Annotated in this window: 22 protein-coding genes; 11 read left to right on the top strand and 11 right to left on the bottom strand. The window is 58.6% G+C overall.

Translation table 11 applies throughout. From position 1 onward, the window contains the following. Window positions 1-128: 128 nt before the first annotated feature. Together ubiD and AC27HQ_RS06935 are read left to right on the top strand one after the other, a co-directional pair. On the top strand, window positions 129-1,595 hold the full coding sequence (gene ubiD / locus AC27HQ_RS06940; RefSeq protein WP_487155416.1) for a 4-hydroxy-3-polyprenylbenzoate decarboxylase: 1,467 nt from the start codon (window positions 129-131) through the stop codon (window positions 1,593-1,595). Window positions 1,596-1,610: 15 nt separating this feature from the next. Continuing rightward, window positions 1,611-2,579 (top strand): 2Fe-2S iron-sulfur cluster-binding protein, encoded by a 969-nt coding sequence (locus AC27HQ_RS06935; RefSeq protein ID WP_487155415.1) that lies wholly within the window; start codon window positions 1,611-1,613, stop codon window positions 2,577-2,579. Between the two features lie 17 nt (window positions 2,580-2,596). On the opposite strand, the gene AC27HQ_RS06930 is transcribed toward AC27HQ_RS06935, so the two are convergent. The 6 genes from AC27HQ_RS06930 to AC27HQ_RS06905 all read right to left on the bottom strand — a co-directional run bounded on the left by AC27HQ_RS06930 (window position 2,597) and on the right by AC27HQ_RS06905 (window position 8,614). Then, window positions 2,597-3,847, bottom strand: a complete 1,251-nt coding sequence (locus AC27HQ_RS06930; protein WP_487155414.1) for a heme biosynthesis HemY N-terminal domain-containing protein — start codon at window positions 3,845-3,847, stop codon at window positions 2,597-2,599. Further along, window positions 3,844-5,013, bottom strand: coding sequence for a uroporphyrinogen-III C-methyltransferase (locus tag AC27HQ_RS06925; protein ID WP_487155413.1), 1,170 nt, complete (start codon window positions 5,011-5,013; stop codon window positions 3,844-3,846). Before AC27HQ_RS06925 ends, AC27HQ_RS06930 begins: the two co-directional genes overlap by 4 nt. A 13-nt stretch (window positions 5,014-5,026) precedes the next feature. After that, on the bottom strand, window positions 5,027-5,779 hold the full coding sequence (locus AC27HQ_RS06920) for a uroporphyrinogen-III synthase (RefSeq protein WP_487155412.1): 753 nt from the start codon (window positions 5,777-5,779) through the stop codon (window positions 5,027-5,029). Next, a complete protein-coding gene (hemC, locus tag AC27HQ_RS06915; protein ID WP_487155411.1) occupies window positions 5,776-6,714 on the bottom strand; it encodes a hydroxymethylbilane synthase in 939 nt (312 codons plus the stop codon). Before hemC ends, AC27HQ_RS06920 begins: the two co-directional genes overlap by 4 nt. 67 nt (window positions 6,715-6,781) lie before the next feature. Next, window positions 6,782-7,531, bottom strand: a complete 750-nt coding sequence (locus AC27HQ_RS06910; protein WP_487155410.1) for a LytR/AlgR family response regulator transcription factor — start codon at window positions 7,529-7,531, stop codon at window positions 6,782-6,784. A gap of 3 nt (window positions 7,532-7,534) precedes the next feature. Next, window positions 7,535-8,614, bottom strand: a complete 1,080-nt coding sequence (locus AC27HQ_RS06905) for a sensor histidine kinase (RefSeq protein ID WP_487155409.1) — start codon at window positions 8,612-8,614, stop codon at window positions 7,535-7,537. Window positions 8,615-8,699: 85 nt separating this feature from the next. Between AC27HQ_RS06905 and argH the strand changes: the two genes are divergently transcribed. Next, window positions 8,700-10,094 (top strand): argininosuccinate lyase, encoded by a 1,395-nt coding sequence (gene argH / locus AC27HQ_RS06900; RefSeq protein ID WP_487155408.1) that lies wholly within the window; start codon window positions 8,700-8,702, stop codon window positions 10,092-10,094. Window positions 10,095-10,256: 162 nt separating this feature from the next. On the opposite strand, the gene AC27HQ_RS06895 is transcribed toward argH, so the two are convergent. From AC27HQ_RS06895 to AC27HQ_RS06875, 5 genes are all read right to left on the bottom strand, one after another. Further along, on the bottom strand, window positions 10,257-11,639 hold the full coding sequence (locus AC27HQ_RS06895) for a hypothetical protein (RefSeq protein ID WP_487155407.1): 1,383 nt from the start codon (window positions 11,637-11,639) through the stop codon (window positions 10,257-10,259). A 231-nt stretch (window positions 11,640-11,870) separates the two neighbouring features. Further along, on the bottom strand, window positions 11,871-12,968 hold the full coding sequence (gene aguA / locus AC27HQ_RS06890) for an agmatine deiminase (RefSeq protein WP_487155406.1): 1,098 nt from the start codon (window positions 12,966-12,968) through the stop codon (window positions 11,871-11,873). A gap of 5 nt (window positions 12,969-12,973) precedes the next feature. Continuing rightward, on the bottom strand, window positions 12,974-13,852 hold the full coding sequence (aguB, locus tag AC27HQ_RS06885) for an N-carbamoylputrescine amidase (RefSeq protein WP_487155405.1): 879 nt from the start codon (window positions 13,850-13,852) through the stop codon (window positions 12,974-12,976). A 103-nt stretch (window positions 13,853-13,955) separates the two neighbouring features. Further along, window positions 13,956-15,221, bottom strand: a complete 1,266-nt coding sequence (locus AC27HQ_RS06880) for an NAD(P)/FAD-dependent oxidoreductase (RefSeq protein WP_487155404.1) — start codon at window positions 15,219-15,221, stop codon at window positions 13,956-13,958. Window positions 15,222-15,654: 433 nt separating this feature from the next. Continuing rightward, on the bottom strand, window positions 15,655-17,028 hold the full coding sequence (locus tag AC27HQ_RS06875; RefSeq protein WP_487155520.1) for a glutamine synthetase family protein: 1,374 nt from the start codon (window positions 17,026-17,028) through the stop codon (window positions 15,655-15,657). Window positions 17,029-17,351: 323 nt separating this feature from the next. Here AC27HQ_RS06875 and AC27HQ_RS06870 point away from each other — a divergent pair, with 323 nt between their 5' ends. The 8 genes from AC27HQ_RS06870 to AC27HQ_RS06835 all read left to right on the top strand — a co-directional run bounded on the left by AC27HQ_RS06870 (window position 17,352) and on the right by AC27HQ_RS06835 (window position 26,306). Further along, complete coding sequence (locus AC27HQ_RS06870; RefSeq protein WP_487155403.1) at window positions 17,352-18,116, top strand: gamma-glutamyl-gamma-aminobutyrate hydrolase family protein; 765 nt, start codon at window positions 17,352-17,354, stop codon at window positions 18,114-18,116. A 7-nt stretch (window positions 18,117-18,123) separates the two neighbouring features. Next, on the top strand, window positions 18,124-19,470 hold the full coding sequence (locus tag AC27HQ_RS06865) for a glutamine synthetase family protein (protein ID WP_487155402.1): 1,347 nt from the start codon (window positions 18,124-18,126) through the stop codon (window positions 19,468-19,470). 92 nt (window positions 19,471-19,562) lie between these two features. Beyond that, a complete protein-coding gene (locus tag AC27HQ_RS06860; protein ID WP_487155401.1) occupies window positions 19,563-20,936 on the top strand; it encodes an aspartate aminotransferase family protein in 1,374 nt (457 codons plus the stop codon). A 47-nt stretch (window positions 20,937-20,983) separates the two neighbouring features. Then, window positions 20,984-22,078, top strand: a complete 1,095-nt coding sequence (locus tag AC27HQ_RS06855) for a polyamine ABC transporter substrate-binding protein (RefSeq protein WP_487155519.1) — start codon at window positions 20,984-20,986, stop codon at window positions 22,076-22,078. Window positions 22,079-22,174: 96 nt separating this feature from the next. Further along, a complete protein-coding gene (locus AC27HQ_RS06850; RefSeq protein WP_487155400.1) occupies window positions 22,175-23,278 on the top strand; it encodes a polyamine ABC transporter substrate-binding protein in 1,104 nt (367 codons plus the stop codon). A gap of 123 nt (window positions 23,279-23,401) precedes the next feature. Next, the gene (locus AC27HQ_RS06845; RefSeq protein ID WP_487155399.1) at window positions 23,402-24,538 is read left to right on the top strand and encodes an ABC transporter ATP-binding protein; all 1,137 of its coding nucleotides are present in this window, start codon (window positions 23,402-23,404) and stop codon (window positions 24,536-24,538) included. Between the two features lie 5 nt (window positions 24,539-24,543). Continuing rightward, window positions 24,544-25,440, top strand: coding sequence for an ABC transporter permease subunit (locus AC27HQ_RS06840; RefSeq protein WP_487155398.1), 897 nt, complete (start codon window positions 24,544-24,546; stop codon window positions 25,438-25,440). Next, on the top strand, window positions 25,437-26,306 hold the full coding sequence (locus AC27HQ_RS06835) for an ABC transporter permease subunit (protein ID WP_487155397.1): 870 nt from the start codon (window positions 25,437-25,439) through the stop codon (window positions 26,304-26,306). Before AC27HQ_RS06840 ends, AC27HQ_RS06835 begins: the two co-directional genes overlap by 4 nt. Window positions 26,307-26,476 lie beyond the last annotated feature (170 nt).

The following is a 26,476-nucleotide window of genomic DNA, read 5'->3' as shown; positions in this document are numbered from 1 at the left end:
TAGAGGCTTGTAGCAATTTATCCGACTACCCCTCTTGGGGAGTCGGCATAATGCGCATCACATCAAACCCCCAGGCGGCAAACTTGCACTGACAACTTGCCGCTTGCCGCTTGAGGCTTGAAGCTCCGATGCAATACTCCGATCTACGCGATTTCATCAAGGGCCTGGAGCAGCGCGGCGAACTCAAGCGCATCCAGACACCCGTCTCACCCATTCTTGAAATGACCGAAATATGCGATCGCACCCTGCGCAAGGGCGGTCCGGCTTTGCTGTTTGAAAATCCCACAGGGTTCGACATGCCGGTACTCGGCAATCTGTTTGGCACCCCGCAGCGGGTCGCCATGGGCATGGGCGCGAACGACGTCAGCGAGCTTCGCGAGATCGGCAAGCTGCTGGCCTTCCTGAAAGAGCCTGATCCGCCAAAGGGGCTTAAAGACGCCTGGTCCAAGCTGCCTATTTTCAAGAAAGTGTTGAGCATGGCGCCCAAGGTGGTGCGCGATGCGCCCTGCCAGTCTGTAGTACTGGAGGGTGACGACGTTGACCTTGGAAGCATACCGGTGCAAACCTGCTGGCCCGGTGATGCCGGCCCGCTGATTACCTGGGGCCTGGTGGTGACCAAGGGCCCGAACAAGGAACGTCAGAATCTGGGCATCTATCGTCAGCAGGTGATTGGTCGCAATAAACTGATCATGCGCTGGCTGAGCCACCGCGGTGGCGCGCTGGACTTCAAGGAATGGTGCGACAAGCACCCCGGCGAGCCCTTTCCCATCGCGGTTGCCCTGGGCGCCGACCCGGCGACCATACTGGGCGCCGTTACACCGGTACCGGATAGTCTCTCGGAGTATGCTTTTGCAGGCTTGCTGCGCGGCCAGCGCACCGAGCTGGTCAAGTGCCGTGGTTCCAACTTGCAGGTTCCGGCCAGTGCCGAGATTGTCCTGGAAGGCGTTATTCACCCCGGCGAAATGGCCGATGAAGGCCCCTTTGGCGACCATACCGGCTATTACAACGAGGTCGATCGCTTCCCGGTCTTTACCGTTGAACGCATCACCCGTCGTGAAAAGCCGATCTATCACAGCACTTACACCGGCCGACCGCCGGATGAGCCGGCGATACTGGGCGTGGCACTGAATGAAGTCTTTGTGCCGATTCTGCAGAAGCAGTTTCCGGAAATCACCGATTTCTATCTGCCCCCAGAAGGCTGCTCCTACCGCATGGCGGTGGTATCGATCAAGAAACAGTATCCAGGTCATGCCAAACGGGTCATGCTCGGTGTCTGGAGCTTCCTGCGCCAGTTCATGTACACCAAGTTCGTGATTGTGGTGGATGATGACATCAACACCCGCGACTGGAGCGATGTGATCTGGGCCATCACCACCCGCATGGACCCCAAGCGCGATACCGTGATGATCGACAACACACCGATCGACTATCTTGACTTCGCCTCGCCGGTGTCCGGCCTGGGCAGCAAGATGGGTCTGGATGCCACCAACAAGTGGCCCGGCGAAACGACGCGCGAGTGGGGTACAGCCATTACCCAGGACGCCAGTGTAACCCAGCGCATTGATGCGTTATGGTCCGAACTGGGCATCGACTGAGGGCAACAACCAAGCATGAAAGTAACCTTGCAACCCGCCGGCCATGAACTTGAGCTGTTGCCCGGTGAGCGCATCATTGATGCGGCCAGACGCCTGGGGTTCGATGCACCGCAGAGCTGCCGGAACGGCAACTGTCACATCTGCGCGGCCAATCTGATCAGTGGCCGGGTGTCACAGCAGGGCGAGGAGCGCACCAGCGGCGAATTTTTCACCTGCATTGCCGAGCCACTGCAGGACTGCGAGCTGATCTGGGATGGCGTGTTGGCACCCGGCGAACTGCCCCTGCAACGCCTGGCCTGCCAGGTTATCGACTGCACCGAGATGGGCGCTGATGTATGGCGGCTGCGAATGCGCACGCCGGCTGGCAAGGCCCTGCGCTACCATGCCGGCCAGTATCTGCTGTTGACCCGTCCGGACGGCGAGGCGGCGGCGTTCTCGATTGCCTCATCGCCCGATCAGCAACGCGAACTGGAGCTGCATATTCTCAACCGCGACAGCATCACTGCCGCGCTGATCAACCAGCTACTACAGAAGCGCATGGCGCAGTTGCAGCTGCCCTTTGGTCACTGCCACATCGCTGATTTGCCGACACGGCCGATGGTGATGATCGCCGCTGGCACCGGTTTGGCGCAGATGCAGAGTCTGATTCAGGACGCCAGTCGCAGAGGCTTCAATCAGCCCATGCATCTGTACTGGGGGGCACGCCAGGGCGACGATCTCTACCAGCCGCCTTACTGGTCTGAATGGCAGCAGCTATCAGACTTGACGCTGCACAAAGTGATCAGCCATGACCCGGACTGGAGCGGACGCAACGGCCTGCTGTATCAAGCGATCATTGATGATCTGGGGGATTTGAGCCGCTATGAGTTTTATGTCAGCGGCTCACCGGCGATGGTCTACGCCACCTTTGATGCACTGATCGAAGGCGGCATGCCGGCCGCGCAGATGCACGCCGACGCCTTTGCCTATGCGCCGCGCGATTGAACGCGGCGGCGCCCTGCTCAGGGCGTTGTCAGGCCCTGAGTAGCGGGTAATGGCATCTCGGGCAAATCCTTGACCATCAGCCCAAAACCCTGACGCAGCATGGCCTGACTGGCCGTCTGTTCGCCCAAGTGCTCCAGTAGACGCACCAGCTCGGCACAGGTCTGGATATCGCGCTTGCTGGCAAAACTCGCTTCCAGATATTCACGCGCCTTGCCCCACAGGCTGTTTTGCAACGCCAGACGACCCAATGCCAGCAATAACGCCGCATTGTGCGGATGCTCAGCCAACCAGTGTTCGGCGGTTTGCAGTTGCCGCGCCGGATCCTTGCCCAGCGTCATGCCATACAGGTGCACCAGCCGTTCGTTGAAGGCATGACGCAGTGCCTGACGCAGGGTTTCCTCGCAACGCTCGAGCTTGCCCAGACCACGCAATTGCAGACAATAGGCTTCTATCAGCGCAGGCTCCTGGCGAGCCAGTTTGGGCAAGCGCTCCCAGACCGCTGTCACGGCATCAGTCTGGCCCGGCTCCTGATGTTTGCCGCGTTGCCCGGCCTGCACCAGCAACGCGATATAGACCCGTTGCTCCATGCCTTGTTGTTCAGCCTCGTGCAGCAGCTTGTGCCGGCGTAACTCCGGCAGCAGCTGCTCAAGACTGTTCCAGTCCTCCAGCTTGGCATACAACTGACCCATCAACTTCAGTGCATAGAGGTGCTTGGGATGCTCCTTGCGCAAACGCGTCAGGGTGGCCAGTGCCTGTTCCAGCTGACCACGGGCAATCTGCAACTGGGCTTGAGTCACGGCAATCGCTACATCCGCTCCCGGCGTGGTTTCATAGGCCTCACGCAGCAGGTTGTCACATTCCGGGAAGTCTTCCAGCTCATGGGCGGCACGGGCCGCGGCCAGGTAATTGATCAGCGGCTGTTCGGCGTGCGGCGCCGAGCGCTTGAGCAAACGCAGTGCGTTGCTCCAATGCCCTTCGGCAAACTCCAAAAGACCCCGGGTGGTGATCAGATTGGCGCGGCGTTCCAGATTATGCCGAGACCAAGGGTTGAGCCGGCGACCGGAAGCGTTCAGCAGTCTTATCACGGCGCGCAACAGCGATAACAGCAGCCACAGCGCCAACAGAAAAGCCAAGCCGACCCAGATACTGGTTTCGATCGACATGTTGCGCCAAGCGATCAGCAGGTAGCCCGGATCCTCGGCCACCGCCATGCCCAATAGCGCCGCCACCAGCAGAACCGCCAGTACGGCAAGGTAGCTTTTACTCATGGGCTGAGCTCCTCACTGACTACCGGAAGGCTGCGCCGGCTCTGAATATAGGCCGTCAGCGTCTGCTGCAAGGGCGCCAGATCCGGCGCCTTGAGGCTGACCTGCTGTTCAGTCAGGCTCTGCAATTGCTCCTGCATGACCCGCACCTGCGGGTTGTCCAGCTCAAAGAATTGGCGCAGTAGCGCATCGGCCTGCTGCAGACTGGCCAGATAGACCTCGGGTTCACCACGCAGGGCAGCCCATTGCGCCTGCTCCATAGTCAATTGCAGGGTGCGTCTGACACGCTGCATTTCCGCCTCATCAAGCAGCGGCGTAATGACCTTGCCACGCTGAAAATCGACCCGTACATAGCGTTCCAGTCGCATCAGCATGCGCTCACCGCGCGTACGTCTGGCCAGGCGGTCTTCAAATTCTTCCTCGACAGTGACCTCATCCGGATCAAATACCGGTACTGGCAACAACACCAGCCGTCCGACCTGTTCACGCAGTGCGCCAAGGCGCAGGAATACCCCGGCTCGGTCCAGGCGCGGCAGGTTGTCCAGTTCGGCACGGTACTGCGCCAGCTGTTCACGCACGGCAAAGACACCGGTGTCAGGCTGGGCCTTGAGAATGTCATCAACCGCTGCCAGCAACTCGGTAGCCGAGGTGACGTCCTGAGCGGCCAGCAGACGCAGGCTGGCCAAGCGCAGTAGATACTCGGCCTCGGCCAGCTTCCAATCCGCACGGGCATCGCCCTGCAGGGTATCCAGACGCTGTGACAGTGCCTGCTGGCTGCGTTGCAGATCAGCATTCAGGCGCTGGAACTGCTGCCAGTCGCTGGCCTCAGGCAAGCCTTGCAGACGCGCATCCAGAGATCGGGACAAACGCGCCTGGTCAGCCTGTACCGCAGCCAGTTGCGTGTCGAGTGCGCTGCTCTGGTCTTCAGCCTGCAAGCTGTTCTGATACCACTGCCAGCCCTGCAGACCCAGTGCCGCCAAGCCCACCAGCAAGGCCAGTGCCGCCAAACCCTTACCACCGCCTTTGCCGTCGGGAGGCATCGCTTTGCTGGTCGATGGTTTGACTGGCGGTGGCTTGACCGGTGGTGGCGTGACCGGCGGCGGGCTGTAGTCGCTGGACGCGCTGCCTGTCAGTGGCTTATCGATCTTGTCTTGTTCGGTCGATTCCATGCTATTCCCCTTGTCACCTCAGCGGGTGGGCCATCACGACCTCGATCACGGTGTCGTCGTCGGCACCGCGACACACTATTATGTCCTTGCAACCCAGCGCCTTCGCGCTGTCGGCAACGCGCTGGCTAGGTACCCAGCAGCGCCAGGCAGACTGGCGGAGCCAGTCCTCTCCTGCCGCATTATGCCAATGCTCAAGCGCCTGCGCGCTCATCAGCAGAATACCGCCAACCTCGGCCGCCATACCTGACAGCTGCACACTCAGCTGTGCGGGCATGACGCGCCGATACAGCTCCAGATAATCAACCTGCCCACCCGCGGCCTGAACCTGTGCGGCCAACCACTGACGACCACCCTGTCCGCGCCAGATCAGCACCCGCAGATCAGACTGCTGCAACAGTGCCTGCCAGCGCGGCAAGGCCAGTAGCGCCTCGGAGTCCTGACCAGCGTGGGGCACCTGAACCCCCAGCCCGGCCTTCTCCAGCACCCGCGCCGTGCCCGCGCCGACCGCAAACCAGTCAATACCCACTGGCCACTGCGGCCAGTATTGGTCCAGGCGCTGCAAGCCCAGCCTCGCCGCTACCGGACTGACCACCATGACCGCCTGATAACGGTCAAGATCCAGTAGCATGCGGCGCTGCTCAGGCGTTTCCGCCTGCGCTTCAATCTCCAGCAGCGGCAGGCTGCAGGTTCGCACACCCAAGGCTGCAAATCGGTGCGCCAGCCGCTGATTGTCCTCGGCCAGCCGCGTCAGCAGCAGCGCACTCACTGCGCCGGATGCTCCTCGTACAGGGCATCCAGAATCTGTTGTGCACCCTGTGCGAGTAAATCCTCAGCGACCCGTATGCCAAGTGCTTCGGGCTGAGCTTCATCTCCGCTTGATTCAGCACGCAGCAACAGACTGCCATCCGGCTGACCGACCATGCCGCGCAGAAACAGCTGGCCATTGGCCCGCTCGGCGTAGCAGGCAATCGGCACCTGACAACCGCCATTCAGGCGCGTGTTCAGTGCCCGTTCGGCACGCACGCGCAGTGCGCTGTCATGATCATTCAACGGTGCCAGCAAGGCCTGCAGTTCCAGGTCATCGCTGCGGCACTCAATGCCAACCGCACCCTGACCACCGGCCGGGAGGCTTTCTTCTGGCGGCATGGCATAGCGGATCCGCTCGTGAAAGCCCAGCCGCATAAGGCCGGCTGCGGCCAGAATGATGGCGTCGTACTCGCCGGCATCCAGCTTGGCCAGACGGGTATTAACGTTGCCGCGCAGAAAACGCACCTGCAGATCCGGACGTCGGGCCATCACCTGGGCCTGACGGCGCAGACTGGAGGTGCCCACCACGCTGCCGACCGGCAGACTATCGAGGCTGTCATGCTGATTGGAGACAAAAGCGTCACGCGGATCTTCGCGCTCGCAGATCACATAGAGCCCCAGACCTGGGGGAAAGGCCATGGGTACATCCTTCATGGAGTGCACGGCCAGATCAGCCTGATCATCCAGCAGCGCGGCTTCCAGCTCCTTGACGAACAGGCCCTTGCCACCGATCTTGGCCAGGGGCGAATCGAGTAATTGGTCACCCCGACTGACCATGGGCACCAGACTGACTGTCAGACCGGGGTGCAGCTGCTCAAGGCGTGCTTTGACGTATTCGGCCTGCCACAGGGCCAAGGCACTTTTGCGGGTGGCAATTCGCAGATGTCGACTCATGGGATTCTCGTTCAAAACCAGCCTGCATCATACGCCATGGCCCGGGTCGCATCCACGCGCGCAAATGTCACAACTGGTCCATCAGCTTGCGCAGACCCGGAACATGCCGGCGGCTGACCACCAGAGTCTCATCTTCCAGCCCCTTGAGATGCAGATGGAAGTGCCCAACGGCGCTGCGTTGCAGGCGCTCAATACGATGACGCGCAACCAGTGCATTGCGGTGGATGCGGACGAAATAATCACCAAACTCGTCTTCAAGTGCCTTGAGCGGCTCATCCAGCAGGACCTCGCCGCCCAGATGACGCAAAGTGACGTATTTGTGATCGGCGATGAAATACAGTACTTCATCAATGGGAATAAGCTCGACACCGCGCCGGGTACGGGCACTGATATGGCTCCTCGGCTGTCCCGTCGGCCCTTGGCCGTTAGCCCGACCCAGACTGCAAAGCTGCACGCGATTGAGCTTTTGCGCCTTGGCCAGGGCATCGGCCAGGGCCTCGGCGCGCACCGGTTTGAGCAGATAACCCACCGCACTGACATCAAAGGCATCCAGTGCGTACTCACCGTGTGCAGTACAGAAAATCACCGCAGGGGCATCCGGTAATTCACTGAGCCGCGCCGCCGCCTGCAAGCCATCCAGACCCGGCATGCGGATATCCAGCAGAAGAATATCCGGTTGCTGCTCGGCCGCCAGGCGCAACGCTTCATGCCCGTTGGCAGCCATCTCGGCCAGCGGCTCATAGCCGGGCAGGGCATTGACCAGTCTGGCCAGGCGCTCCCGGGCCAGGGGTTCATCATCGGCGATAAGTACTTTCATGCCTCAATGACTTCTCTGCAAAATGGAAGACGGTTGCTTAACAGGATAGACCAGCCTGCTGAAGTAGCGCGGCCCTTCACGCCAAGCCTCGACCCGTGCCTCGGGACCAAAGAGCGCTGCCAGCCGGGCGCGGATGTTGTCCAGCGCCATACGAGCGCCTTGATGACGGGCATCTTCGGTGGGACAACTGTTGGATACCAACAGTTCTACCTTGCCAGCAATAAACTGCCCCCGAATCTGGATATCGCCCCCGGTCAGGCTCGGCTGCAAGCCATGCAGAATGGCATTTTCGAGTAAGGGCTGCAGTGTCAGCAGGGGAATCGGCGTACTTGCCGGCAGCGCAGCAACATCCCATCCCACCTGCAGGCGCTCACCCAGACGGTATTGCTCGATGCGTAAATAGCCTTCACAGAGCTGCCGTTCATCAGCCCAGGTCGCCATGCTGTCGGCCTCGGAGAGGTTGGCGCGGAACAGATCAGCGAGATCAAGTACGGCATGCTCGGCCTTGTCTGGCTGGGTGCTGATCAGGCTGACAATGCTGTTCAGGCTATTGAACAGGAAATGTGGCTGGATACGCGACTGCAGGGACTGCAACCGGGCCTTGAGTTCGGCCTGGTGTTGACGCTGCCACTGCTGCTGCAGAAAAAAGTAGCGCAACAACAGAGTGGTCATGATCAGGGCGATCAGACCATGGCGCAGCATATCCGCGGGCACCGGGTGCGGGCTGCCGAGCATGCCCTGGTTCAGCGCCCAGTCGGCCAGAAGAGTAAACAGCAGGGTCAAACCTATGACTACGGCATAGCAGGCAAGCACCGCGAGCCCCAGGGCACGACGCCGCATCCATCCACGCAACCGGCACAGAACAGCGGCAGAAAGCAGGACTATCCATTGCACAAAAAGCGAGGCCATGGCCAGACTCAGCCAATCAAAACCACTACCCGAGGGCACCGCCAGCACCCAGATCAGCACCATCAGCTCGGCCAGCACCACCAGGGTGAAGACCGCAATGGGCGAACAGAGGTCGGGGAGGAAGAAATCCTCCCCCTCGTATGGCTGCTTGAGTAGTGTCCAGAATCCGTTCATCCGTTAAGTGTCTGCCAGCCAGAGGCCATCGCGCAAGCATAGAAGTGGTATGCTATGGGCTTTTGCCAGCGGACGTTGCCGAGACATGAGCCAAGATCACACAACCAACCAATCCTGGGGTGGCCGCTTCAGTGAGCCAGTCGATGCCTTTGTTGCCCGTTTCACCGCTTCGGTGGACTTTGACAAGCGCCTCTACAAACACGACATTCAGGGCTCCATCGCCCACGCCACCATGCTGGCCAAGGTCGGCGTGCTCAGCGACGACGAGCGCGATGCCATCATTAGCGGATTGCGGCGCATTCAGAGCGAGATTGAAGCGGACCAATTTGACTGGCGTGTCGATCTTGAAGACGTACACATGAATATCGAAGCGCGGTTGACCGCCGAGATTGGCATTACCGGCAAAAAGCTGCACACCGGCCGCTCGCGCAATGACCAGGTGGCCACCGATATCCGCCTGTGGTTGCGCGAAGAAATCGACATCATTCTCAGCGAACTGGAACGTCTGCAAGCGGGCCTGCTGGATCAGGCCGAGCAGCATGCCGAGGTCATCATGCCCGGTTTCACGCACCTGCAAACCGCACAACCGGTCACCTTTGGCCACCATTTGCTGGCCTGGTTCGAAATGCTCCGTCGCGATACCGAACGCCTGATCGACTGCCGCAAGCGGGTCAACCGCATGCCACTGGGCAGTGCCGCGCTGGCGGGCACCACCTATCCGATTGACCGGACCATCACCTGCGAATTGCTGGGCTTTGAAGCGATCTCCGGCAACTCGCTGGATGGCGTGTCTGACCGCGACTTCGCTATCGAATTCTGTGCAGCCGCAGCACTGGCCATGATGCACCTGTCACGCTTCTCCGAGGAGCTGGTGCTCTGGACCAGTGCTCAATTCAACTTTATCGAGTTGCCTGACCGCTTCTGTACCGGCTCATCGATCATGCCGCAGAAGAAGAACCCGGATGTACCCGAGTTGGTGCGCGGCAAATCCGGCCGGGTTTATGGCCACCTGATGGGGCTGCTGACGCTGATGAAGAGCCAGCCACTGGCCTATAACAAGGACAACCAGGAAGACAAGGAGCCGCTGTTCGATGCCGTGGACACCCTGCGTGATTGCCTGCGTGCCTTTGCCGACATGATCCCGGCGATCAAGCCGCGGGTAGCGGTCATGCGTGAAGCGGCCTTGCGCGGCTTCTCCACGGCCACCGACCTGGCTGACTATCTGGTGCGCAAGGGCATTCCGTTCCGTGACTGCCACGAGATTGTTGGCCATGCAGTGAAATACGGCGTAGAAACCGGCAAGGATCTGGCGGAAATGTCGCTGGAAGAACTGCGCCGCTTCAGCGACCAGATCGAACAGGATGTATTTGCCGTGCTGACCCTGGAAGGCTCAGTCAACGCGCGCAATCATCTTGGCGGCACGGCACCTACCCAGGTTCGGGCAGCGGTTATCCGCGGACGCCAGCAACTGCAAGGCTGATCCGGCATGACGCTGTCAGGCTGCGGTTGGTCATCAGCGAGAAAAGAGGCGAGCTAAAAGGCCAATCGAATAGTGGCCAGAATACCCGCCACCAGCTTGATCGGCTGGCGGCGGGCAACAGGTGGAAGGCGGCTGCAAGCAGTCCCCTCCCACCAGCCGGTCTCAGTTACCTGAGCGGCTTACAGAGAGCACGTAAGTACCGGCGCCACTGTCACCGTAGCTACCACTGATCAGCTCGTAATCGCCCGGCTGCAGGGTCAGATTCAGGCGCGAATTGGTGCCATCGGCGCCATCGTCGTTCTCTTCATCGCGACCTTGACCACGCAACTTCAACAGCGCATCGAAGTCGGAGGAAATCAGATCAATCTGATAGCTGCCGCCCTGGGTAATGGTCAGGCGAGTCGTTTCAGTATCCCCTTCCTTGACGGTACCGTAGACCCGGTCACCAACGGCAATGCTGCCACCGGCTGGCGCAGCCGCGCTCAGTTCGGTCTTCAAGGTAAAGAGTCCGCTGTCGCCGCCCAGTGATGATGCCTTGATGGTGTAGTTGCCAGGCTGGACCGGCATCAACAGGCGGGCATTCAGTTCGCCAGCACTGTCGTCATCGGTGGCTTCTACACCATTGCCGCTGATTTCCAGGTAGCTGTCGATATCATCGGAATGCATTTCGACCTGCAGCATGCCAGCTTCGGTTACTTCCAGCATGTAATCGAGGGCATCACTGGTCGTCATGCCAGTGATTTCGGTACCAACGGTAAGCACACCACCGTTCACCAGGCTGACGCCAGCCGGCAACTCGCGGCGCGTGAAAGACAGGGTATAACCGCCCGCTTCGGTATTATCCAGATCAGCGGCATTGAACTGATAGGTACCCGGCTGCAAAAAGGCTGTCAGCTTGGAATCAGTGCCTTCGCCCGCGCCATCATCGTCTTCCAGATCAAGTCCGTTACCGCTCAACTTGATGACAGTGTCAAAGTCTTCCGAACTCATGGCCAACTCATACAGGCCTTCTTCGGTGACGTTCAGCTCGTAGTCGTTGCCATCCTGACGTGCCTTGAGCAGGCCCATGATTTCATCGCCCACTTCCAGCACACCGCTGTTACGCACTTCGATGGTGGTCAGCGTCAGGGTAAAGGGACCAAAGTCCCGATCCGAAGCACTGCTGACAGTCAGGGTGTAGGCGCCATCCTGCGCAGGATCAGCAAACAGCTGACCGGCACTCGGGCCACTCACTGTGCGGTTGGCCGAATCCATTATGATCATCACGGGATCTTCCAGTGCGCCGGAGCTGGCCACCTTGATAACGTCGCCACCCTTCAGCGTCAGACTGAAGGATTGATAGCGTGAGCCATCGTTCAGGTTGACCGGGCTGCTGGTGGTGATCTCACCCTCGAGCGTAGCTGGCATACCTGCCTGAGTCGCCTCCGAGGACAAACCGGGAATTTTCGACTTCAGATCGTCGCAGCCGGTCAGTGACAGGGAAAGACCGGCGGCAATGGACAGGGTAAGCAGAGTTTTTAAAAAAGGCCGGGAAGCTGAGTGCATAAAAATCCTTGAATGCAGTTTGTAAATTCCTCAGAGCACCCATCACAAAGGTCTGATGAATGCTCCGCCAGAAAACGGCGCCGTTCGACGTCGCCCCTACTATAGCCGGAAATACTCAGAAACACAGTGCATCAAACGGCCTGGCCGGAATTATTCCAGCCACGCTCTGAATAAAAGCGCCATGCAATCAACCTTGTGCCGTCTCACTTGCACCGGCCTTGAGGCTTAGGCTTAAACCGCTGGCTGTTGCTGGGTGATGCAGTGGATGTTACCGCCGCCCAGAAGAATTTCTCGGCCCGGTACCATGACGACACGTCGCTCTGGAAAGAGCTGCTCAAGCAAGGCTCGCGCAGGTTCATCCTGTGCATCGGCAAAGCTCGGAGCGACAATGCCGCCGTTGACGATAAGGAAGTTGACATAGGAGCCGGCCAGGCGAATGGACGGATCCCGTGACTGAGTGCCCAGGACCCGATCCACCCCGGCGCACTCCTCGGCCGTGGCATAAAGCGGCCCGGGAATCGGCATCTTATGTACCTGCAGCAGGCGCCCCTTGGCGTCACGACTAGCCTCCAGCACCCTCAAGGCGGTATGGCAGCGCTCGTAATTGGGGTCCTGCGGGTCGTCCGTCCAGGCCAGTAGCACTTCTGCAGGCCGAACAAAACAACAGAAATTATCAACATGTCCATCGGTCTCATCGTTGAACAGGCCCAGCGGCAACCAGATCACCTTGTCGATACCCAGATGATCGGCCAGCATCAGCTCGATTTCTTCGCGCACCAGATGGCTGTTGCGATTGGGATTGAGCAGGCACTCTTCAGTGGTGATCAGTGTGCCTTCACCATCAACATGGATGGCCCCGCCCTCCAAGACAAAACCCTCGGTGCGGTAGCGCGGACAGCGCTCCAGTCCCAGTATCTTGTCAGCCACCTGATCATCTCGCTGCCAGGGCCAGTACAGACCGCCATTAAAGCCACCCCAGGCGTTGAAGGACCAGTCCACCCCGCGCAGACTACCCTGACCGTTGGTAACAAAGGTCGGTCCGGTGTCCCGCACCCAGGCATCATCACTGCTCATTTCCAGCACCCGAATACCCGGATGATCCAGCTGCGCGCAGGCATTCTGGTACTGCGCCGCCGATACCCCAACACTGACCGGCTCGAAACCGGCGATGGCCTTGGCGACCTCGGCAAAGGCGGCCTGCGCCGGTTTGGCACCCAAACGCCAGTTATCCGGGCGTTCCGGCCAGATCATCCAGGTCTGACTGTGCGCTGCCCACTCGGCAGGCATGCTGAAGCCATCGGCGCGGGGTGTACTGTGCAAGGTATACATAGGGATCAGGACTCCAGCGAACCATCCAGGGTTTTGAGCGGGCCATACAGATTTGGCCGACGGTCCCGGAAGCTGCCCCAGGCACTGCGAATATGCTCAAGCTGGTCGAGGTCGAACTGCTGCACCAGCACACCCTCCTCGGTCTCGTTCAGCTCCTGCACCTTGGCGCCGAACTGGTCGGCAATAAAGGACGAGCCATAGAAGGTAATGTGGTAGTCCTCCTGATCCTCACGGCCAATCCGGTTGCTCGCGACCAGCGGCATCAGGTTGGCACCGGCGTGGCCCTGTTGCACCCGTTGCCAGTGGTCACGCGAGGTAATGTTAGGATCATGCGGCTCACTGCCGATGGCGGTGGGGTAAAACAGAATTTCCGCGCCCAGCAACGCCATGCTGCGCGCGCACTCGGGGAACCACTGGTCCCAACAGATGCCCACGCCAATTTTCGCATAGCGCGTTTGCCAGACCTTGAAGCCCGTATCGCCTGGATTGAAGTAGTATTTTTCGTGGTAGCCGGGACCATCAGGAATGTGGCTTTTGCGGTACAGCCCCAGGTTGCTGCCATCGGCATCAATGATCACGATACTGTTGAAACGCGCGCGCCCTGCCAGCTCGAAAAAACTGATCGGCAATACTACCGCCAGCTCCTTGGCCAACGCCTTGAAGTGCGCAATCGCCGGGTTCTGGTCGATGGCGGTGGCCAGCTGCAGGTAGTCCGCATTGGGTTTCTGGCAGAAGTACGGGGTTTCAAACAGCTCCTGAATCAGGATGATCTGCGCACCCTTGGCCGCGGCTTCGCGCACCAGTTTTTCGGCCTTGTCGATATTCGCCTGACGGTCCCACGAACAGCTCATCTGGGTGGCAGCAACACTAACGAGACGACTCATATCCAACTCCTGAACAATGACCGGGGCAGCCCACCCCAAAAATTCAAACAGACTACTGCCCAGCGGCTCTAGCGGCAGTGGAAATCATATGACGAGCACGCGCTTAACGTGCATCTCTGAGGCGATACCATAACAGGGCTAGCGCCCGAATGCCGGTTTGCAAAGGCACACCCGGTGGCACAGGCCAATGCCTGACCTGCGCAAACAGATCAAAACCCTGTTGCCGCCCCATCAGCGCTTCAGCCATCAGTTTGCCAGCCAAACCCGCCAGCGCAACGCCCTGACCAGAATAGCCCTGGGCGAACAACACCCGCTTGCCCAGGCGGCCCAGGTGCGGCGCCTTGTTGGCGGTCATGGCCACCTGACCACCCCAGAGATACTCGAAACCAGTCTGCGCCAGCGCCGGAAAAACCCCCGTCATGCGCTCACGCATGGTCTGGCGCAAGGCTTCGGGACGCGCATCCCGGGCACTGGCACGGCCGCCGAACAGCAGCCGACCATCGGCACTCAAGCGATAATAGTCAATCAGCGTATTCATGTCGCATACAGCGGCCCGCGAGGGAATCAACTGCTCAGCCAACTCACCCAGCGGGGCCGTTGCGCCGATATAACTGCCAATCGGCATAAAACGGCGCTGCTGCCAGGGCAATAAGTGACCCACATAGGCGTTGCCGGCCAACAGCAGGTGCTCGGCACTGACCAGCCCCTGAGCCGTGCGCACAGTCACGCCCTTGGCATGCTGCTGATAATCCAGCACAGCCGAGTACTCATAAAGACGGGCGCCATGCTGTTCGGCTGCCCCGGCCAAACCATGCAGGTACTTCAACGGATGCAGGTCACCACCACCCCAATCCATCACACCGGCCTGATAGTCGGCCTTGAGCAGCTCTTGCAAAGCGGGACGGTCATGAAAAATCAGTTGATCGTAGCCAAGCCCTTCCAACCTGGCTTGCCAAGCCTGCAGTTCGGGCACATGCCGCGGCTTGTTGGCGACCAGCAAAATGCCCTGTTTCAGGTCGCAGTCAATCGCGTACTCCGCTACCCGTGAGCGCAGCAGCGCCACACCTTCGAGGCTCAGCCGCCACAACGCCTGCGCGTGCTCCTGTCCCAGTTGTTTCTCCAATACCGACTGATCGGCTGCCAGCCCCGGATTGATCTGCCCGCCATTGCGACCAGAGCAGCCCCAACCCAGCTTCTCAGCCTCCAGCAAGGCCACCGTTCTACCCGCCTTGGCCAGCTCTAGGGCAGCCGAAATACCGGTATAGCCGCCGCCGACCACACAGACGTCCACGCGCTGTTCGCCTTGCAGTGGTGGCCTGACCGCCTTGTGTGGAATGCTGGCTTGGTACCAGGACTGGTTGTCTGTCACTTGTTTAAACCTTGCTTGTCGATTCTGCTTCGTGGTGCACACGCGACAGCTTTGACGATTCTGACTGGACACGCAGCGAGCCATCCCTGGGGCTCGTCATCGCACATCCTTGTGCTCTGACGGTCCAGCCAGAATCGTCAAAGCTATCGCTAACCATAGACCGTGCAACCTGAACATTCTGAAACCCGGCTTGCTTTGCAGTGGCACAGATGCTTATGGCCTAGGCGTCGGCTGCCCTGGGCGTGACACGCTACAAGCCGTCCATGGGGCTCGTCATCGCACATCCCTGTGCTCTGACGGTCACGCCCAGGGCAGCCGACGCCAAGGCCCCACACCAATCCCGACCAAAACCCAAACAAAAACGACCAAAACCAAAATCCCGCCACAAGGGCGGGACTCTGCACCACACACAAGCAGGCAAGCAGGCAAGCACCTACACCGTATGCAGGTACCACATATATTCGAGGTCCGAGATGGTCCGTTCGAACTCCTCCTGCTCGCTCTCCTTGCACAGTACAAACACGTCCAGATACTCCTCGCCAATATACTCCTTCATGACCTCGGAGTTCTCCAGCGCACGCAAGGCATCGCGCAGGTTGGTGGGCAGTGACGCCTCATGCTGATCGTAGGCGTTGCCTTCGGTCATTTCCGGCGGCTCGATCTTGTTGCTGATGCCGTAGTGAATGGCTGACAGCAGCGCCGCCATCAACAGATAGGGGTTGGCATCAGCGCCGGCCAGGCGATGCTCGATACGCATGGCATCGGCGTCACCACCAGGAACCCGCACGGCCACAGTCCGGTTATCAATACCCCAGGTTGGCGCGCAGGGCACAAAGAAGCTCGGGCTGAAACGGCGATAAGAGTTCACGTTCGGGCAGAGGAATGCCATGTATTCCGGCAGCGTCTGCAGCAGGCCGCCAATCGCCCAGCGCAAGGTCGGGCTCAGCGTGCCATCGGCATCGGGAGCAAAGACGTTCTTGCCATCGGCATCAACCAGACTGATATGCACATGCATGCCGTTACCGGCCTGATCGTAGTACGGCTTGGCCATGAAGGTGGTATCCATCTCATGGTCATAGGCAACGTTCTTGATCACCCGCTTGAGCAACACGTTATAGTCGCAGGCAATCACCGGGTCATCGACATGGTGCAGATTGACCTCGAACTGGCCTGGCGCTGATTCCGCAACAATGGCGTCTGCGGGGATGCCCTGCTCGTGGGCAGCCTCGATGACGTCCTGGAGGAACTCAGCGTACTCGTCCAGATCATCCATGGAATAGACCTGAACCGAATTCGGGCGTTTGCCGGACATGGGTGAGCGCGGTGGCTGCGGCCGGCCGGTAATGTTCTCCTGGTCAATCAGGTAGAACTCAAGCTCGAAGGCCGAAACCGGCTTCAAACCCAGCTCGGCGAAACGCTTGACGATGCGCTGCAGCACAAAGCGCGGATCAGCAAAGAACGGCGTCTTGCGATCCAGCTCATACATGGTCATTAATAGCTGACCTGTAGGGCGCTTCTGCCAAGGCTCCACATAAAGGGTGCCGGGGATGGGCAAACAGACGCGATCTGCGTCGCCAATCTCCAAGCCCAGACCGGTTTCTTCAACCGTGGTGCCCTGGATATTCAGCGCGAAGATTGATGCAGGAAGGGCGATGCCCTTTTCATAGGCCTTGATCAGTGCTGAACGGTCAATACGCTTGCCACGGACAATGCCGTTCATATCAGCAATAAGCAGGTCAATAAAGTGAATTTCGGGATGAGCGGCGAGAAAAGCCTCGGCCTCCTGAACACTGACGGGCGCCGATATCGCTGCCGCATTACTGACCGCCGCAGCATCTGCTCCGGTTGGGGGTAGCATGGTTTATCACCTGTTGTTTGTAAAATATATCAATCACATTGACTCTAGATGGAGAGTAAATCCGAAAGGCCACAGCGAGTCAATAGAATCAGAACCGCACAAAAGCAGTGCATGCTGCACCATTAAAGGCCGCATCGCGGCCTGTGAGGCGTTTTACAATGCTGCCTCACGGCTTGCTCAGGGGCTTTTGTGTTAAATATTTTTTGTTGCTATTGTATAAAAAATTGAACAACATTGAATGCATGTACGTTATTCACTACAGGTCTTGACCCATGTCCGCCGCGAATAAACCTCTGATCGGTATCAGTTGCTGCACACATCAGATCGGGCTCCACCCCTTTAATATAGTCGGCGAAAAATACATTCTTGCAGTTGCTCAAGGTTCTGGCGGCCTGCCGTTGCTCATTCCAGCCATTGGCGAGCATCTGGACACTGCCCAGTTACTTGAAAGTCTCGACGGCATTCTGTTCACCGGCTCACCGTCGAATGTAGAACCCCACCATTATAATGGTGCCCCCAGTGTTGAAGGCACGCTGCATGACCCCAAGCGCGACGCCATAACGCTACCCTTGATCAAGGCAGCTGTCGCCCTGGGCATTCCCGTCCTCGGAGTATGCCGCGGCTTTCAGGAAATGAACGTGGCATTCGGTGGCACCCTGCACCAGCGCTTGTACGAGATTGGTCGTTATATCGAACATCGCGAAAACAAGGACGATCCGGTTGAGCTGCAGTATGGTTTATCCCACCAGGTTCATATCGAGCCAGGGGGACTACTCTTTGAACTGTCAGGCCGCAAAACGGAGCAGGTCAACTCTGTGCATACACAGGGCGTGGATCAACTAGCCCCCGGCTTGCGGCCAGAAGCAACAGCACCTGATGGACTGATTGAAGCTTTTTCAGTCAGCGATGCTCCCAATTTCGCACTGGGCGTGCAGTGGCATCCAGAATGGAAGGTAACCGAAAACGCCTTCTACCTCGCCATATTCAAGGCTTTTGGCGATGCCTGCCGCGCGCGCTCAGCAGCAAGACGCTCCTGAGGATGGTATGAACAAGATTGAAAACTGGCTTAAAGAACACAAGATCACCGAAGTGGAATGCATGGTCAGCGACCTGACCGGGATTGCCCGCGGCAAGATTGCTCCGACCATGAAATTCATCTCGGAGAAGGGCATGCGCCTGCCAGAGAGCATTCTCTTGCAGTCGGTAACCGGTGATTATGTCGAAGATGAAGTGTATTACGATCTGCTGGATCCAGCGGATATCGATATGGTCTGCAAGCCAGACGAAAATGCCGTCTATACCGTGCCCTGGGCACTGGAACCGACCGCCCAGATCATCCATGACTGCTACGACAAGATGGGCAACCCCATCGACATGTCGCCGCGCAACATCCTCAAGAAAGTGCTCAAACTCTATGCCGACAAGGGCTGGCAGCCGCTGGTCGCACCGGAGATGGAGTTCTACCTGACCAAACGCAACGAAGACCCGGATCTGCCGCTGCAGCCACCGATTGGTCGCTCGGGTCGCCAGGAAACCGGCCGCCAGTCCTTCTCCATCGATGCAGCCAACGAATTCGACCCGCTGTTTGAAGACATGTACGACTGGTGCGAGGCCCAGGGCCTGGATCTGGATACCCTGATCCACGAGGAAGGCACCGCCCAGATGGAAATCAACTTCCGTCACGGTGATCCTCTGCACCTGGCAGACCAGATCCTGGTATTCAAGCGGACCATGCGCGAGGCCGCGCTCAAGCACGACATGACCGCCACCTTCATGGCCAAGCCGATTACCAACGAGCCGGGCAGTGCCATGCACCTGCACCAGAGCATTGTTGACCGCAAGACCGGCAAAAACGTGTTCTCCAACCCGGACGGCACCATGAGCGAGTTGTTCCTGCATCATATTGGCGGACTGCAGCGCTTTATTCCCGAGGTCCTGCCGCTATTTGCACCGAACGTGAACTCGTTCCGCCGCTTCCTGCCGGACACCTCGGCGCCGGTGAACGTCGAATGGGGCGAGGAGAACCGCACTGCAGGCCTGCGTGTTCCGGACTCAGACCCGCAAAACCGTCGCGTGGAAAACCGCCTGCCAGGCGCCGATGCCAACCCCTACATTGCCATTGCCGCCAGCCTGCTGTGCGGTTATCTCGGCATGACCGGAAAAATGGCACCCTCAGCGCCGGTCAAGGGCCGCGCCTATGAACGTCGCAACCTGCGCCTGCCGCTGACCCTGGAGTCGGCATTGGAGCGCATGGAGCAGTGCCGTGAAATTGAAGCGGTGCTAGGCAACAAGTTTTGCCGCGGCTATGTTGCCGTCAAGCGCGTCGAGCATGAAAACTACAAGCGTGTGATCAGCTCCTGGGAGCGGGAGTTCCTGCTACTCAGCGTCTGAGGTCAGATACACGGAGAACATGCGCCCGGGCAGGGCGCCAGTTGAACTGACGCCGGCCGATATAGCCCTGGCCCGGCGTTTAGGAGTACCGCATGACCAGCCATAAGCGCCTTAATACCGCCCAGCTTCAAGCCATGGACACGGCCCACTACCTGCACCCCTTTACCGACCACAAGGCCCTGGGCTCGCGCGGCACGCGCATCATCGAGCGCGCCGAGGGCGTTTATTTGTGGGATAGCGAAGGCAACCGCATTCTTGACGGCATGGCCGGACTCTGGTGCGTGAATATCGGTTACGGGCGCAGCGAACTGGCCGATGCCGCCTACAAACAGATGCTTGAGCTGCCCTACTACAACAGCTTCTTCCAGTGTGCCAACCCTCCGGCCGTGCAACTGGCCTCGGCGATCGCCGAAATAGCGCCAGCACATATGAATCACGTGTTCTTCACCGGTTCTGGCTCCGAATCCAATGACACCATTCTGCGCATGGTCCGTCGCTACTGGGATCTCAAGGGCAAACCCGGCAAGAAAACTGTGATCAGTCGCATCAATGGCTACCATGGCTCTACCGTCGCCGGCGCCAGCCTCGGCGGCATGCAGTTCATGCACGAACAGGGTGACCTGCCGATTCCCGGCATAGTGCACATCCCTCAGCCTTACTGGTTTGGCGAGGGCGGCGACATGAGCCCGGATGAGTTTGGCCTTTGGGCTGCAAGGCAGCTTGAGGCAAAGATTGAAGAGCTGGGTGTCGATCAGATTGCCGCCTTTATTGCCGAGCCGATTCAGGGTGCCGGCGGGGTGATAGTGCCGCCGGCAAGCTACTGGCCTGAGATCAAGCGCATCCTCGACAAGTACGACATCCTGCTGATCATCGATGAAGTGATTTGCGGTTTTGGCCGCACCGGCGAATGGTTCGGTAGTCAGTACTTCGACCTGAAACCTGATTTGATGACCATCGCCAAGGGCATGACCTCCGGCTACCTGCCCATGGGCGGAGTGATTGTTGGCGAGCGTGTTGCCGATACGCTGATTGAACATGGCGGTGAGTTCGCTCACGGCTACACTTACTCTGGTCACCCGGTGGCCGCCGCCGTGGGCCTTGAAAACCTGCGCATCCTGCGTGACGAAAAAATTGTCGAGTATGTGAAGCAGGAAGCGGCACCGTATTTGCAAGAGAAAATTGCCCAACTGGCAGAGCATCGCCTGGTCGGGGAAGTTCGTGGAGTCGGCCTGCTTGGTGCCATCGAGCTGGTCAGTAACAAGCAGACCCGGGCCCGCTTTGCCGAAAAAGGCGCCGCTGGCACGCTCTGCCGTGACATGTGTGTGGCCAATGGCCTGGTGATGCGTGCCGTTGGCGACACCATGATCATGTCTCCACCGCTGGTGATTCGCCCGGAGGAGATTGATGAACTGGTCAGCAAGGCCTGGCGCTGCCTTGATCTGACGGCAGAAAAGCTGGGGGTATGAGCCCAGGCTGACCACGCTGAAGTCATTTACGGAGAGCTGAGACAATGATGAAACCGCTTGGCAAGACACTGCTGGCAGCAGCCTGCAGCATGACCCTTATTTCGGCGGCCCAGGCAGAGGGCGTGGTCAATATCTATAACTGGTCCGACTATATCGCCGAGGATACCATCGCCAACTTCGAGGCGGAAACCGGCATCAAGGTCACCTACGATGTGTTTGACAGCAATGAAGTACTGGAAGCGCGCCTGCTGTCAGGCAGCTCGGGATTTGACATTGTTGTGCCGTCCAACCAGTTCCTGGGCAAGCAGATCAAGGCTGGCGCCTTCACGCCCCTGGATCGCAGCAAGCTGAGCAACTGGGATAACCTTGAGCCGGCATTGATGCGCGCGCTGGAGAACAACGATCCGGGTAACCAGCACGCTTTTCCCTATCTATGGGGTACAACCGGCATCGGCTACAACGCGGCCAAAGTTACCGCAGCCCTGGGTGACGATGTCGCGCTGAATTCCTGGGATCTGGTGTTCAAGCCCGACAACATGGCCAAGCTGGCCAGCTGCGGCGTCGCCTTTCTCGATGCCCCGGCGGAAATCATTCCAGCCGCCCTCTTTTACCTGGGTCTGGATCCCAACAGCACCAACCCGGAAGACTATGCCAAGGCCGAAGAGCTGATGCTCAGCGTGCGTCCGCATATCACCTACTTTCACTCGTCCAAGTTCATAACCGATCTGGCCAATGGTGATATCTGCGTGGCCGTCGGCTGGTCCGGTGACATCATTCAGGCCGCTGACCGTGCCGTAGAAGCCGAAAACGGTGAGGAAATCCATTACGTGATCCCTGTCGAAGGCGCACCCATGTGGTTCGACATGATGGCCATGCCACGTGATGCCCGCAACGTCGACAACGCCTACGCGTTCATGAACTACATTCTGCGTCCCGAGGTGATCGCCGAAATCAGCAACTATGTCGCCTATGCCAACGGCAATCAGGCGTCAAAAGCGTTAATTGATGAAAGCGTACTAAATGATCCGGGTATCTATCCGACAGATGAGACCTTGAATAAACTCTTCACACTCGCCGAGTTGCCCATGGCCATCGAGCGTGTGCGGACCCGGGCCTGGACCAACATCAAATCGGGTCGCTGAGTAACCATCCTTGTTAAACCGGCCATTACCGCAAGGTAATGGCCAATCACAAAAGAGCAGGCCAGGCTAACGCCGGAGTCTGTCAGAGGAGAGACAATGAAAGCGTCAATGCAGAAAACCCTGTTGGCCCTGGCTACCGCCGGTTTGCTTGGCAGCGCCGTCAGCGCCCAGGCCGAAGGCACCCTGAAGATCTACAACTGGTCGGACTATATCGCCGAAGACACCATCGCCAATTTCGAAGCGGAAACCGGCATCAAGGTGACCTACGACGTGTACGACTCCAACGAGGTCCTGGATGCCCGCCTGCTGACTGGCCGCTCCGGTTTTGACCTTGTGGTGCCGTCCAACCATTACTTGACCAAGCAGATTGAAGCGGGCGTCTACATGGAGCTGGACCACAGTAAACTGCCGAACATGCAGAATCTGAATCCCGCGCTGATGGACGACATGGAAAGCATTGATCCGGGTAGCCGCTACTCCATTCCTTACCTGTGGGGCACCAACGGCATCGGTTACAACGTCGAGAAAGTCACCGCCATTCTGGGCGAGGATGCCCCTCTGGATTCCTGGGATCTGGTTTTCAACCCCGAGATTGCGGCCCAGCTCGCCAGCTGTGGTATTTCCATGCTCGACTCAGGTGACGAAATGCTCACCTCGGCGCTCAAGTACCTGGGTCTTGATCCAAACAGCAATGATTCTGACGATCTGAAAAAGGCCGAAGAACTGCTGATGTCGGTGCGCAGCTCCATCACCTACTTCCACTCATCCCGCTACATTTCGGACCTGGCCAACGGCGAAACCTGTGTGGCCGTCGGTTACTCCGGGGATATCTTCCAGGCCGCCGCGCGTGCTGAAGAAGCCGAAAACGGTGTCAACATTGCCTACACCATTCCCAAGGAAGGCACTCAGCTGTGGTTTGATATGCTGGCCATCCCCAAGGATGCCGGCAGCCCTGACAATGCCCACGCCTTTATCAACTACCTGCTGCGTCCCGAGGTGATTGCACCCATCACCGACTATGTGGCCTATGCCAACCCCAACAGCGCGGCTGACGAGCTGGTTGATCCCGAGGTACTGGCTGATCCGGCCATCTACCCGAACGACGAGGTAATGGCCAATCTGTTCGTAGCCAAGCCACGCCCACTCGCTGCCCAGCGGATCATTACCCGCTCCTGGAACAGCATCAAGTCCGGTCAGTAAGTCCTTCAGGGGCTGTCATTGACAGCCCCTGCTCGACCAGCACCGACACAACCCTAACTAGCATGCCGGACCGCTTCTGCGGCTAACGGCCAAGACAACACTGCAGTCGCGCGGAGAAACCCTATGGTAGGTGCAGCAGGTGCCATGAAACAGGCCATGGCCAAGGCCAAGCCGGATGAGTTCGTCAAGATTGACCGGGTCAGCAAGCGTTTTGATGATGCCCTGGCCGTTGACGATGTCAGTCTGAGCATCAACCGTGGCGAAATCTTCGCCCTGCTTGGCGGCTCCGGCTCCGGCAAATCCACATTGCTGCGCATACTCGCGGGCTTTGAACGCCCGACTGAAGGCCGCGTGTTTCTCGACGGCCAGGATATTACCGATTTGCCGCCCTATGAGCGGCCGATCAACATGATGTTTCAGTCCTATGCCCTGTTCCCGCACATGAGCGTTGAACAGAACATCGCTTTTGGTCTGAAACAGGACAAATTGAGCCGCTCGGAAATCAAGGAGCGGGTCGACGAAATGCTTAAACTGGTGCACATGACCCAGTATGCCCGGCGCAAACCCCATCAACTCTCCGGCGGCCAGCGTCAGCGCGTTGCCCTTGCACGCTCGCTGGCCAAGCGGCCGAAGGTGCTGCTACTGGACGAGCCCATGGGGGCGCTGGACAAGAAGCTGCGCTCACAAATGCAGCTGGAATTGGTCGAGATCATCGAACGGGTGGGCGTGACCTGCATCATGGTGACCCACGATCAGGAAGAAGCCATGACCATGGCCCAGCGTATCGCTATCATGCACCTGGGCTGGATTGCCCAGGTTGGGACCCCGGTGGATATCTATGAAAGTCCGGCCAGCCGGCATGTCGCCGAATTCATCGGCAGCGTCAACATCTTTGAAGGTGAACTGACAGCCGACATGGAAGATCATGCCATCATCCAGTGCCCGAACCTCGACCGGCCGATCTACATTGGCCACGGCATCAGTACCCGCGCTCAGGACAAGAACATTGTTTTCGCCCTGCGCCCGGAAAAGGTCTGGGTCAGTCCGGACAAACCGGAACAGGACTACAACTGGGCCCATGGCACCGTGCATGACATCGCTTATCTCGGCGGCCATTCGGTGTATTACATCAAGCTCGATAGCGGTCAGATCGTCCAGGCCTTCTTTGCCAACTCGGAGCGGCGGATGCCGCGCATGACATGGGAAGATGCCGTCTACATCAGTTGGGAAGACGACAGCGGGGTCATACTCAACTCATGAACAAGATGCTCTCTCGTGTTCTGCCAAGTGGGCGCTTCTGGGTTATCAGCGTCCCGTACCTGTGGCTGTTCCTGTTCTTTCTGCTGCCCTTCGCCATCGTTCTGAAGATCAGCCTGTCCGAAGCTGCGATTGCCATTCCGCCCTACAAACCGCTGTTTGACTATGTGGGTCAACAGCTGAACATTGCGCTGAATTTTGGCAACTACCTGTTCCTGACTCAGGACGGCCTGTACTTTGCCGCCTACATGGGCTCCATCAAGGTGGCGCTGATCTCCACCCTGATCTGCCTGTTTATCGGCTACCCCATGGCCCTCGCCATCGCCCGAGCACCGCGGGACAAGCAACTGATCTATCTGCTACTGGTGATGATGCCGACCTGGACCGCAATTCTGATTCGCGTCTACGCCTGGATGGGCATTCTCAGCACCAATGGTCTGCTCAACAGCTTTTTAATGACCCTGGGATTGATCAGCTCACCGCTGCAGATTCTCAACACCAATACCGCCGTCTATATCGGCGTGGTCTACGCTTACCTGCCGTTTATGGTGCTGCCGCTGTATGCCAATCTGGTCAAGCACGATCACACGCTGCTCGAGGCAGCCATGGATCTGGGTGCCGGCAAACTCAAAGCCTTCTGGAGCGTGACCGTACCCCTGTCCAAAACCGGCATCATTGCCGGCTCGATGCTGGTGTTCATTCCGGTAGTGGGTGAGTTTGTCATCCCCGAGCTGCTCGGCGGACCGGAAACCCTGATGATCGGTAAAGTGCTGTGGCAGGAGTTCTTCAATAATCGTGACTGGCCTGTGGCTTCAGCGCTAGCCATTGTTATGCTGCTGCTTCTGCTAATTCCGATCACCCTGTTCCATTACAACCAGTCCAGGGAAATGGAGAAGAACGCATGAACAGTCGCTTGAGTTTTTCCTCAATCATGCTCTGGCTCGGGCTGGCGTTCATCTATATCCCGATGATCATTCTGGTCATCTACTCCTTCAATGCCTCACGCCTGGTCACGGTCTGGGGTGGCTGGTCAGTGCACTGGTATGTCGGGCTCCTGGACAACACGCAGTTGATGAATGCGGTTAAACGCAGTCTGCAGATTGCCTTTTTTACCGCCACAGCGGCAGTCGCTCTCGGTACTCTGGCGGCTTTTGTCATGACCCGCATCAAGCGTTTCCGCGGCCGTACGCTGTTTTCTGGTCTGGTCACCGCGCCTCTGGTCATGCCGGAAGTCATCACCGGTCTATCGCTACTCTTGCTGTTTGTCGCCATGGCGCAAGCCGTCGGCTGGCCAGCCGAACGCGGCATGATGACCATCTGGATAGCCCACACCACCTTCTGTACCGCCTATGTGGCGATCGTCGTCAGCGGCCGCCTGGGTGAACTCGATCAATCGGTGGAGGAGGCGGCCATGGATCTTGGCGCGCCACCGTGGAAGACCTTTCTGCTGATTACCGTGCCGATGATTGCACCTTCGATTGCCGCTGGCTGGCTACTCTCCTTCACCCTGTCACTGGATGATCTGGTATTGGCCAGTTTTGTCTCCGGGCCGGGGGCAACAACGCTGCCCATGGAGGTATTCTCTTCTGTGCGCCTGGGTGTCAAACCCGAGATCAATGCCATCGCCAGCGTCATTCTGCTGGCCGTCTCACTCTTTACTCTAGTGGCATGGTTACTGGTTCGCAGCGCTGACAAGCGCAGTAATCAACCACCGCCTGACGACGACAATCACCTGACATGGCAAGCGGTGATTGACAGCCGCAAGCACTGAGCTCATACAAGGAGAGGGTTTACAACGCTCTCCTTAGATTGAGTTAAGCGCCCGGACGCTCAAGAAATGCAGTGCGATCTGCATCATTTTCATAAATCGTCTGGCGCCGTAATGTGATACAAGGCGCCAGCAAATTCCAGTTTTAATGATCGGGCCATTCCTTGGCCCCC

Source organism: Halopseudomonas sp. 4NH20-0008, from assembly GCF_057548395.1.
This window is presented reverse-complemented; position numbering and strand designations above follow the sequence as displayed.